Origin of the sequence: Advenella kashmirensis WT001 (genome assembly GCF_000219915.2) — a bacterium.
In the GTDB taxonomy this organism is placed as follows: domain Bacteria; phylum Pseudomonadota; class Gammaproteobacteria; order Burkholderiales; family Burkholderiaceae_B; genus Advenella; species Advenella kashmirensis.
Map to the genome: position 1 here is coordinate 2,844,950 of NC_017964.1, position 12,203 is coordinate 2,857,152.

A 12,203-nucleotide genomic window follows, 5' to 3' on the forward strand; every position below is an offset into this window, starting at 1 on the left:
AGGGCAGTCGCGGCAAGCGCGCGCATCCATGCCCTTGTCGCTACCGGCCAACTCATCGGACCAAACGATACGGCCAGAAGACTATGCGTCGCGCTCAGGCGCCAGCGACTCCACTGCCTGCAACAGCCGCACGATCAGCGCTTCGCGCTCCATATCTGAATGCATGGCCGGACTCGAACCCAGCGCCTGCTCATCCAGCACAACCGTGACACTATAGTCGGGATTGCGGTGGATAAGCGCGCGCAGATCCAATGACAGCAGTTGCGATGCAAACTGCCCGGCCTGTTTGGGCTCCGCATAGGCACCTGACAATAAGAGCGTATCGCCATCGGCCGACACCAGGCGGCTTCTGAAGGCGCCGTCTTCATCACGAAAACTGATAAAACGGGCCGTTTTGCCGCTTTTCTTTTTGACCGGCGCCGCGCTTTTTACCCGTGTTCCATTGCGCAAGCCGACTGCTTCGCGAATTTGCTGCATGAACGGGACCGCCAGCTTGCGCGCTTTGTCAGCGCCTGCCTGCAGAATATCTTCAATCCGCTCGGGGTTGTCCATCAGTGTGACATACTGCTCGCGCATCGGCGCCAGAATGGTCTCCAAGTGTGTGGCCAGTTTTTTCTTGGCATCGCCCCAGCCCATGCCGTCCGCCAGTTCGCGACGGAAGTCTTCGGTGTCCTGAGGTGTTGCAAACGCCTTGTAAATGAGAAACAAATGGGACGCGTCGGCGTCCTTGGCTTCACCTGGCGCGCGCGAATCGGTCACGATGCGCGCAATGGCGGTTGACAACGCCTTGGCGCCCCCTTCGAAAAGCGGAATGGTGTTGTTGTAGCTCTTGGACATTTTACGGCCGTCCAGACCGGGCAGCGTAGCCACATCGTCGTCAATCTGTACATCGGGCAGCACGAAGTAATCCCGCCCTGCCCCGTACTGATGGTTAAAGCGTTGTGCGATATCGCGCGCCATTTCCAGATGCTGGATCTGGTCACGGCCAACCGGCACGCGGTTGGCGTTGAACATCAGAATATCGGCGGCCATCAATACGGGATAAGAAAACAGCCCCATATTCACCCCGTCATCGGGCTCAACGCTACGGGCCACATTCTGATCCACCGATGCCTTGTAAGCATGGGCGCGATTCATCAGGCCCTTGGGTGTAACGCACGTGAGGATCCAGCTTAACTCCGGAATTTCCGGCACGTCCGACTGGCGATAGAAAGTGACCTTGTCGGGATCCAGCCCGGCGGCAAGCCAGGTCGCGGCAATTTCCAGGCGCGAGCTGGCCACGCGTAGCGGGTCATCACATTTGATCAGCGCATGATAGTCGGCCAGAAAAAAGAAGGCGTCGACATTGGGCTGGCGACTGGCCGCAACTGCCGGCCGGATCGCGCCCGCATAATTGCCCAGGTGTGGCGTTCCGGATGTGGTAATGCCCGTCAATACGCGCACATTCCGGCTTGCGCCATTGGTTGGGGAAGTTTGTTCAGCACTCATATTCATTCCAACTGCAATAGTATTAAAGTTTCACCGACAATCGTCTTTCAGACTCAAGGTACTCCCTGGACTGCATTTCGGTAATACGGGAGACGGTCCGATGAAATTCGTTGGCCAGCACTCCTTCGGTATACAGTTCCTCGGGAGGCATTCGGCCGACATGATCAGCTTGACATGGTGATCATACAGGACATCAATCAGCCAGGTAAAACGCCGGGCCTCGGACGAGTGCCGGGGCATCATGCGGGGCACGTCGGAAAGGATGATTGTCTGATAGCGATTGGCCAGTTCCAGATAGTCATTTTGCGAGCGCGGCCCGCCGCAAAGCTGCGCAAAACTGAACCATACCACCGATCCGGCGACCGCCACAGCCCGGATGACCCGGTTCTCGATATGCAGATCCGTGTCCTGGGGCGCCGTTTCGGCCAGGCTGTCAAACGCCTGCTGCAACTGTGCCCGGGTATCCTCATTGAGCGGCGTCAGGTACATGCGCACCTGCTCCAGCGTCCGTTGACGATAATCGACGCCCGTGTCTACATTGACTACATCCATGCGTTTCTGAATCAGAGCGATGGCAGGCAGGATCCGGTCACGGTGCAAGCCATCGGGATACAGCGTCGATGGCTCATAATTGGAAGTCATGACAAAGCTGGTGCCATTATCAAACAGGTTAAGCAGCAGCTTGTATAAAATCATGGCATCTGCAATATCCGAGACGTGGAACTCATCAAAACAGATCAGCTTGTACTTATCGCTGATGATGCGCGCCACTTCGTCCAGCGGATCACTCTTGCCGCGCAGCGCCTGCAATTGGTGGTGCACGCTGCGCATGAACTCATGAAAGTGAATCCGCGTCTTGTGCTCGATCTGTACCGTCATGAAAAAAGAATCCATCAGAAAGCTTTTGCCGCGGCCAACCCCGCCCCACATGTAGACGCCGCGCGGCGGCTCGGGCTTGCGGAAAAATCGTCGAAACGGTTTACTCAATTCCTGTTGATAGGCAACCAGTTCGTCGGCAAAAACCTGCAGGCGCGCAATGGCCCGCTGCTGAGCGTCATCGGCACGATAGCCGCGCTCAGCAAGGGTCTTTTCGTAATATTGCAGTACGTTCATGAAGCAGGTCGATTTGAATCAATTCGGATGAATGGCAGGGCTCGCAAGCTGGCAACGGCGCGCCCTACCCGGCAGGCAGACCAATACGGTAGTACCGCAGGAACAGGCCGGGGTGCCAGTGGCACCCCGGATCGCCCGATACTGAAATATCAGGCTGACGGCCGACACCGGTAATAACAGGTGTCCTGGCCGTATTCAACATGGTGCAGCCGATCAGAAGTTCAGGGCACGTTTATCAACGGCCAGTGCGGCTTCCTTCAGCGCTTCGGACAAGGTTGGGTGCGCATGGCAGATACGCGCGATATCTTCAGCGGCACCTTTGAACTCCATGATAGTAACCGCTTCGGCAATCAATTCCGAAGCCATGGGGCCGATAATATGCACGCCCAGCACTTCATCTGTCTTGGCATCGGCAATCACCTTGGCAAAGCCGGTTGTGTCGCCCAAAGCGCGGGCGCGGCCGTTGGCCAGGAACGGAAAACTGCCTGTGCGGATTTCGCGTTTTTCTGCCTTCAGTTGCTGTTCGGTTTTGCCGACCCATGCAATTTCCGGAGAAGTATAGATCACCCAGGGAATGGTATCGAAGTTGACATGACCATGCTGACCGGCAATGCGCTCGGCAACGGCAACACCCTCTTCTTCGGCCTTGTGCGCCAGCATCGGACCGCGCACCACATCGCCCACTGCCCAAACGTTTGGCAGGTTGGTCTTGCACTCTTCATTAACGCTGATGAAGCCGCGCTCGTCCAATTGCAGGCCGACGCTGTCCACGTTCAGATTGCCGGTAAAAGGCACCCGGCCGATAGAGACAATCAGTTTGTCTACGACAAGCGACTGTTCCGCGCCTTTGGCGTCGGTATACGGTACGGTGATGGTCTTGGCTGTGGATTTGATCTCGCCGATTTTGACACCGGTTTCAATTTTCAGGCCCTGTTTGGCAAATGCCTTCTGCGCTTCCTTGGCTACCTGGACGTCGGCCGCAGCCAGAAATTCTGGCACGGCTTCCAGAATGGTCACTTCTGCGCCCAGACGACGCCACACGCTACCCATTTCCAGACCGATCACACCGGCGCCGATTACGCCCAGTTTCTTGGGCACGCCGGCAATACGCAAGGCACCGTCGTTGGACAAAATCTGTTTTTCATCAAAAGGTAGGCCAGGCAAGGCGCGAGCGACTGAACCGGTAGCCACGATCACATGGCTCGCCGTCAGACTTTCCGCTTTTTTGCCACTGACGCTGATTTTCCAGCTGCCGTCTTCGGCCTTGCCATCGAACGCGCCGACGCCGGAGAAGAACGTGACTTTGTTCTTTTTGAACAAATACAAAATACCGTCGTTGTTCTGTTTGACAACTGTGTCCTTGCGGCCGATCATTGCATCCAGCTTGAGCTTGACGCTGCCCACTTCGATGCCGTGCTCGGCAAAATGGTGGTTGGCCTGTTCAAAATGCTCAGACGATTGCAGCAGGGCTTTGGACGGAATGCAGCCGACATTGGTGCAGGTGCCGCCGGGCTTGGGATTGCCGGCATCATCAGCCCAGGCATCAATACACGCTACTTTCTTGCCCAGCTGCGCAGCACGGATCGCTGCAATATAGCCGCCAGGGCCGGCACCAATTACGACAACGTCAAATTGTGAAGACATAATATTCTCTTGATTTCGATAGAGCAGATGCGCTAACGCATCCTATGAAAAACGCGCGCCCCGCGAAGGGGCGCATTCAGACTGCGTCGATTACAGTTCCAGCAGCAGGCGTTGCGGATCTTCCAGCGCCTCTTTCATGGCGACCAGACCCAGCACTGCTTCGCGGCCGTCAATGATACGGTGATCGTATGACATGGCCAGGAAGTTGATCGGACGGATGACCACCTGACCATTTTCTACCACAGGACGATCCTTGGTGGCATGTACGCCCAGGATGGCAGACTGCGGTGGGTTAATGATGGGGGTGGACAGCATGGAACCGAAGACACCACCGTTGGAAATGGAGAAGGTGCCGCCAGTGAGATCTTCCAGGCTGATTTTACCTTCGCGCGCTTTAACACCGTAATCAGCAATGGTTTTTTCGATTTCAGCAAAAGACAGCTGGTCTGCATTGCGCACAATGGGCACTACCAGGCCGCGTGGGCTGCTGACCGCGATACCGATATCGAAGTAACCGTGATAGATGATATCTTTGCCATCAACAGAGGCGTTAAGCAATGGATATTTTTTCAGTGCGGCAACCGCTGCCTTGACGAAAAAGGACATGAAGCCCAGTTTCACACCGTGCTCTTTTTCAAAGCGATCTTTGTAGGCATTGCGCAGATCAATCACGGCCTTCATGTTGACTTCGTTGAAAGTCGTAAGAATGGCGTTTTCCTGCTGAGACTGGATCAGCGCTCGGCAATACGCGCACGCAGACGAGTCATAGGCACGCGCTGTTCCGGACGGCCGTCCAGAGACAGGCTGGCTGGGGCGGCAGCGGCGGCAGGCGCTGCCGGTTTGGCAGATGCGGCATCGGCCTTGGTCACACGACCGTCACGACCAGAGCCCTCTACATCGCCTGCAGCGATGCCTTTTTCAGACAGGATTTTGCTGGCCGCGGGCGATGCAACACCTGCACTGCCTTTGCTGGCTTCTGCTGCTTTGGCAGGCGCCGCTTCAGCTTTGGCCGGGGCCGCCTCGGCTTGGCAGGCTCGGCAGCAGGAGCAGCGGCCGCAGCTTCAGGCGCAGCGGCACCGGACTTGGCCTCAGTGTCAATCTTTGCCAGCAACTGGCCTGAAGTGACCGTGCTGCCATCGCCCTGGGCGATTTCAGTTAGCACGCCACTGGCCGGTGCCGGCACTTCCAGAACGACCTTGTCGGTTTCGACTTCGATCAGGGTTTCATCCTGAGTTACAGCTTCGCCTACTTTCTTTTTCCACTCAAGCAGGGACGCCTCTGAGATCGATTCGGAGAGCTGAGGAACTACAACGTCAATAATAGCCATTTTCGATAATCCGTAAAATTGTAATTAGACCGCTTACTTGGTCAGAATGAACCCTTTGAGCTTGGGTGCAAAAGCCTGTTCCACCAAGGCTTTTTGCTGCTCAATATGTTTGGCCATATAGCCAACCGCAGGCGAGGACGAAGCGATACGTCCGGCATAACCCAGGCGCTGTCCGGAAGACATGTCTTCATACAGGTGGTGCTGGATATAGAACCATGGTCCCTGATTCTGGGGCTCGTCCTGTACCCATACGACTTCCGTCGCATTCGGATACTTGGCCAGTTCACTGGCAAACGACTTGTGTGCAAACGGATACAGCTGCTCTACCCGCAGGATCGCAACATGACTGGCTTCCCGTTCCTTGCGTGCGTTCATCAGATCATAGTAAACCTTGCCTGAGCACACCAGTACGCGCTTGACTTTCTTGCCGTCAAGGTTGCTGTCCATGTCGCCCAGGATAGGGTGGAACTCGCCGGAGGCCAGATCGCTCAGCGGCGAGGTTGCATCCTTGTTACGCAACAGCGATTTCGGCGTAAAGATCACCAGCGGCTTGCGGAACGGCCGAATCATCTGGCGGCGCAGCAGATGGAAAATCTGTGCGGCATTCGTGGGCTGTACACATTGCATGTTATGGTCGGCGCACAGTTGCAGGAAGCGTTCGATACGTGCCGAAGAGTGCTCTGGGCCCTGACCTTCGTAGCCATGCGGCAGCATTAGTGTCAGACCGGACTGGCGTCCCCATTTGGCTTCGCCTGAACTGATGAACTGGTCAATCACGACCTGCGCACCGTTGACGAAATCGCCGAACTGCGCTTCCCAGATAACCAGGGTGTTGGGCTCGGAGCAGGAATAGCCGTACTCAAAACCCAGCACCGCCTCTTCCGAGAGCACCGAATCGATGACCGTGAATGGCGCCTGGGAATCGGAGACATTCTGCAGTGGAATATAGGTGCCATCGTTCCAGCGTTCGCGTTTTTGATCATGCAATACCGCATGGCGGTGCGTGAAGGTGCCGCGGCCGGAATCCTGACCGGTAATACGGATGGTATAGCCAGATGCCACCAGCGTTGCAAACGCCAGGTGCTCGCCCATGCCCCAGTCCAGGTTCTGCTCGCCCATTGCCATTGCGCGGCGGTCGGCCAGCAGTTTTTTCACCAGATTGTGGGGCGTAAAGGTGTCTGGCACAGTAGTAATGCGCTCGCCAATACGCTTGAGTTCGGCCAGTGGCACGGCCGTATCGGCACTGTCTGTCCACTTGGCGCCCAGAAACGGTGTCCAGTCGATAGAATATTTGTTTTTGTAGTCGGTCAGAACGGGTTCGACGGTTTTCTGGCCGTCTTCCATCAGCCGGCGATAATTCTTGACGAACTCTTCGCCTTCACCATCAGCCAATACGCCCTGCGTGGTCAGTTTGTCGGCATAGATTTTGCGCGTGCCAGGGTGCGCACCAATGCTCTTGTACATCAGTGGCTGCGTCAGCGACGGCGTATCCTGCTCGTTATGCCCCAGTTTACGGTAGCAGATGATATCCACGACCACGTCGTGGTTGAACTCCATGCGGTAGTCCAGCGCCAGGCGCGTTGCGAACACCACGGCTTCAGGGTCATCGGCATTCACGTGAAAGACCGGTGCTTCGATCATTTTGACCACATCGGTACAGTAAAGCGTTGAACGTGAGTCGCGCGGGTCAGATGTGGTAAAGCCGATCTGGTTATTGATCACGATATGCAGCGTACCGCCAGTGCCGTAACCACGTGTCTGCGCCATGTTAAGCGTTTCCATGACCACGCCCTGGCCGGCAAAGGCCGCATCGCCGTGCACCAGCACGGGCAATACTTGCTGCCCCAAAGGATCGGCGCGGCGTTCCTGACGCCCGCACACTGCCTTCCACAACCGGATTAACAATTTCCAGATGCGAGGGGTTAAATGCCAGGGAAAGGTGAACCGGACCACCGCGGGTGGACAGGTCACTGGAAAAACCGTTGTGATATTTCACATCGCCATCGGTCAGGCCTTCGGCATGCTTGCCTTCAAACTCGGCAAACAGGTCGCCGGGCATTTTGCCCATGATATTGACCAGCATGTTCAGGCGGCCACGGTGAGCCATGCCCACGATAATTTCCTGAACGCCCAGATCACCGGCGTGATTGACAACCTCGTCCATCGCGGCGATAAAGCTCTCGCCGCCCTCGAGTGAAAAGCGCTTCTGGCCTACATATTTGGTGTGCAGAAAACGCTCCAGCCCTTCGGCTTCGGTCAGTTGCTGCAGAATGCGTTTCTTGGTATCGCCATCAAAAGAGCCGTTGGCATGGGTAGACTCCAGGCGTTCCTGGACCCAGCGCTTGGCCTTGGGATCGGACATGTGCATGAACTCGGCGCCAACAGCACCGCAATAGGTATCACGCAGGGAATTGAGAATTTCACGCAGGGTCATGGTGCCCTGTTTGGTGAAATAGGTGTTAGTGGCAGAGTACACCTGATCCAGATCGGCCTCGGTCAGACCGTAAAAGGCGGGATCGAGTTCCGGAATTTCAGGGCGTTCGCGGCGTTTCAACGGATCAAGCTCGGCCCAGCGCACCCCAAGGGTGCGATAGGCAGCGATTAATGACTGGACATGAAGCTGTTTGCTGGCCACCTCCAGGGTGGGCGCGCCTCCCCTGGCAGCTGGGCAAAGGCATTGGCCTTGGCGCGCTGGGCAAAGGAAGTAACAACAGAATAATGGCTCTGGTCCCGGGTACTTTGGGAGCAGTCTGTGGCAGGTGCGTGCTGAAGCTGATCGAAATAGTCACGCCAGTGGTCCCCCACGGCAGCCGGGTTGGCCAGGTACTCTTCGTACAGTTCTTCAACGTAGGGAGCATTACTCCCAAATAAATAAGAGGTAGATTTTTTTCAGTTTCCGTTGTCATAAATCGCTTCACCGTTGCGGGTGTTTCACCCTTTGAGATGCAGGTATACCTTCCGGGTTACGGCTAGACCGAGTTGCGGATAGCGGGCAGAAGGCACATAACATAGCCTTGATAGCCAATGCATTCAAGTATAACCATCGGGAGGGGTTAATCCAAGGAACTTTTTCGATTATGAAAGAAATTACCGGTTTCAATCGATTGTGCTTGGTATATTTCGATAATTCGTTGCTAACGACCCACGCCACAAGACCCGCTGCATGAATGCGGCCATCGGTTTGGCCGCAAGTGTTCGACAAAGCCCAAAGGCAAACCGACGGCTGACCGCTTTGGTTGAACAGGCTCGCCTGACCAAGGCGGTCAAAGCATCCCGGCCGCCGCAGCCTCGATTGATAATCGCCAGCGCCCTGCCGCTGACTGGCGGCTAACCATAAGCCGCGCCACTGCGCCGAGCACGCCAACAGAAACCGCCAATGCCCCACATGCAGATCGTAGCGGTCACGGCCTGCAGCCGCAGGGGCCAAGTTCCCGCCGCAACGCCGGCAACGGCGTTATCATATCGAAACTGCGATTCAAGCATAGCAATGAGCATAACAATATTGTTGAACCTTAAGGATAAAAACCATGAGTCACGACCGTAACAAACTTGCCCTGGATTACCACGCCTATCCGACACCGGGCAAAATTTCCGTTACTCCGACCAAACCGCTGGCCAACCAGGATGACCTGTCGCTGGCCTATTCGCCTGGCGTGGCCGCAGCCTGCATGGCCATTTTTGCCGAAGGCGATATAGCCGCTTCGAAATACACCTCGCGCGCCAATCTGGTCGGCGTCATCACCAACGGGACTGCGGTGCTGGGACTGGGCAATATCGGCCCGCTGGCCTCCAAGCCCGTCATGGAAGGCAAAGGATGCCTGTTCAAGAAATTTGCCGGCGTTGACGTGTTCGACATCGAACTGGCCGAAAACGACCCAGACAAATTGGTGGACATTATCGCCGCGCTGGAACCCACATTGGGCGGCGTCAACCTGGAAGACATCAAGGCGCCGGAATGCTTCTATATTGAGAAAAAACTGCGTGAACGCATGAAAATTCCGGTTTTCCATGATGACCAGCACGGTACGGCCATTATTTCCTCGGCTGCCATTCTCAATGGCCTGAAAATCGTCGGCAAGGATATCGGCAAGATCAAATTGGTATGTTCGGGTGCCGGCGCCGCAGCGATTGCCTGCCTGGACTTGCTGGTCAACCTGGGCGTTGCACGCCAGAATATCTATGTTGTGGACTCTCGCGGCGTGATCTGGGAAGGCCGCGACGAGAATATGGAACCGAACAAGGCGCGTTACGCACAGAAAACAGAGGATCGAACCCTGGCCGATGTGATGCGCGACACCGACGTCTTCCTGGGCTGCTCGGCCAAGGATGTACTGAAGCAGGACATGGTTGCCACGATGGCGCCTTCGCCCCTGATTCTGGCCCTGGCCAACCCCGACCCTGAAATTCGTCCGGAAGACGCCAAAGCGGTGCGCCCGGACTGCATTATCGCCACCGGCCGTTCCGACTACCCAAACCAGGTCAATAACGTTCTTTGCTTCCCCTTTATCTTCCGCGGCGCGCTCGACGTGGGCGCCACTCGCATTACCGAAGAAATGAAAATGGCCTGCGTGCAGGCCATTGCCGATCTGGCGCAGGCCGAGCCTAGCGATGAAGTCGCCCTGGCCTACGAAGGGCAGGACCTGAGCTTTGGTCCCGAATATATTATTCCGAAGCCTTTTGACCCCAGGCTGATCGTCCAGATCGCCCCGGCCATTGCCAAGGCGGCCATGGAGTCGGGCGTCGCCACCCGTCCGATAGAAGACATGGATGCTTACCGCCAGCAACTGCTGGGCTTTGTCTACCGCTCAGGACCGTTGATGCGTCCGCTGTTCAAACAGGCACGCACCACGCCACCAAAACGCGTGGTCTATGCCGATGGGGAAGACGAACGTGTATTGCGCGCAGCGCAGACCGTGATCGACGAGCAACTGGCCTATCCGATTCTGATCGGACGCCTGCCGTGATTGAGATGCGCGTCAAGAAACTGGAGACTGCGCCTGCCGCCGGCACCAACATGGAAGTGGTCAACCCCGAAGACGACGAACGTTTCAACGAAACCTGGACGGCTTACTACAAGCTCAAGGGTCGCGATGGTGTCACGCCCAACGTAGCAAAAGCCATGGTGCGCAAGCACAACACCCTGATCGGTGTCTTGCTGATGGACCGCGGCGACGCCGATGCCATGATCTGCGGCGTTGGCAGCCGCTTTGACAACCAGCTCAAATATGTGTCGGAAGTGATTGGCCTGAAGGAAGGCGTAACCACCTATGCGGCAATGAACGTGCTGATCCTGCCTGACCAGACCCTGTTCATTTGCGATACGCATGTGAACGAAGATCCGACCGACGAGCAGGTTGCAGACATCACGATCCAGGCTGCCGATGAAATGATCCGCTTTGGCATTCAGCCCAAAATCGCCCTGTTGTCGCACTCCAATTTCGGCAGCCGTCCTTCGGATTCGTCACGCAAGATGGCTTCGGCCCGTCGCCTGATCGCACAGCGTCGGCCAGACCTGGAAGTGGATGGTGAAATGCATGCCGATGCCGCATTGTCCGAACGCATCCGCCTGGACGCCTATCCCGACTCCACCCTGGCCGGTCGCGCCAATCTGTTGATTATGCCAAATCTGGATACCGGCAATATCACCTACAATATGCTGAAAATGACCGGCAGCCACGGCATTGCCATGGGGCCGATTCTGCTGGGTGCTGCCAAGCCGGTCCACATTCTGACCACCAGTACAACCACAAGGCGCATTGTCAATATGACCGCGCTGGCCGTCGTTGACACGCTTGAGGAGCCTAAATAATGCGTTCGGATGATCTGTCAAAACTGGTGCTGCGCCTGACGCTTGGCATTCTCCTGCTCATGCACGGCATCTTCAAGGTGCAAAACGGCATTGGCGGCATTATGGGTATGGTCGCCTCTACCGGCCTGCCCGGATGGTTGGGGTATGCCGTGTACATTGGAGAGGTGATTGCGCCAATCCTGCTGATCGTGGGCCTATACTCGCGTATTGCCGCAGTGCTGATCGCAATCAACATGCTGGTTGCCATTGCGCTGGCCCATAGCGGCCAACTGTTCATGGTCACGGGCAACGGCGCGCTCAGGCTGGAAACGCAATACTTCTTCCTGTTTACCGCTGTCGCTGTCTTTTTTTCCGGCGCGGGCCGTTTCAGCATGAATAGCCCGTACAACAACTAGTCCGGTACGTAAAATCTGCTGCCTGCACAAGCTGCAGCAGCACAGTATCGCCAGCCCGCCGAATCACAACCGTGGTTCGGCTTTTTTACGCTCCTACCTTTTACCTCCCTCCTACCTTTTTACTTCCCTCCTTTTTTCACCGTCCTCCTTTTCTTGTCCTCGCTCTCTTACACACTTACTCTACCAGTCCGATTTTTTCATATCTTTTTTTCACCCAACGCTGTCAGGTGTCGCCCGTGTCATTAGCGGCCAGCCCATACGCTCATGGCAGGATCGTGCGCCCCAAGTCATCCCGGTCAGGAGCGACCGTTCACGGCGAGCGAGCTGCCGGCAAACCGCATAAGCGCAAAATGCAAAAGATGAGTACAGACGAAACGAGTGTAAATTGTCAGACGAAAAAAAACCGCAGAGTAAGCTCTGCGGTTTT

Annotated in this window: 3 protein-coding genes and 4 pseudogenes; 2 read left to right on the plus strand and 5 right to left on the minus strand. The window is 56.2% G+C overall.

Annotation, left to right across the window (positions count from 1 at the left end; all coding sequences use genetic code 11):
• Positions 1-81 precede the first annotated feature (81 nt).
• The 5 genes and pseudogenes from TKWG_RS13365 to TKWG_RS13385 all read right to left on the minus strand — a co-directional run bounded on the left by TKWG_RS13365 (position 82) and on the right by TKWG_RS13385 (position 8,478).
• A complete protein-coding gene (locus TKWG_RS13365; RefSeq protein ID WP_014751340.1) occupies positions 82-1,488 on the minus strand; it encodes a tryptophan--tRNA ligase in 1,407 nt (468 codons plus the stop codon).
• Positions 1,489-1,597: 109 nt separating this feature from the next.
• Positions 1,598-2,601: pseudogene (gene zapE, locus TKWG_RS13370) on the minus strand (cell division protein ZapE); the annotation flags it as partial.
• A 213-nt stretch (positions 2,602-2,814) separates the two neighbouring features.
• Positions 2,815-4,245 carry a dihydrolipoyl dehydrogenase gene (gene lpdA / locus TKWG_RS13375; RefSeq protein WP_014751342.1) on the minus strand — a complete coding sequence of 477 codons (1,431 nt, stop codon included), beginning with the start codon at positions 4,243-4,245 and terminating at the stop codon, positions 2,815-2,817.
• Positions 4,246-4,335: 90 nt separating this feature from the next.
• Positions 4,336-5,572, minus strand: a pseudogene (odhB, locus tag TKWG_RS13380) (2-oxoglutarate dehydrogenase complex dihydrolipoyllysine-residue succinyltransferase).
• A gap of 33 nt (positions 5,573-5,605) precedes the next feature.
• Positions 5,606-8,478 (minus strand): annotated as a pseudogene (locus TKWG_RS13385) (2-oxoglutarate dehydrogenase E1 component).
• Between the two features lie 621 nt (positions 8,479-9,099).
• Here TKWG_RS13385 and TKWG_RS13390 point away from each other — a divergent pair.
• A pseudogene (locus TKWG_RS13390) lies at positions 9,100-11,381 on the plus strand (NADP-dependent malic enzyme).
• Positions 11,378-11,776, plus strand: a complete 399-nt coding sequence (locus TKWG_RS13395; RefSeq protein WP_202947793.1) for a DoxX family protein — start codon at positions 11,378-11,380, stop codon at positions 11,774-11,776. The pseudogene TKWG_RS13390 and the gene TKWG_RS13395 overlap by 4 nt, the downstream one beginning before the upstream one ends.
• Positions 11,777-12,203: the final 427 nt, after the last annotated feature.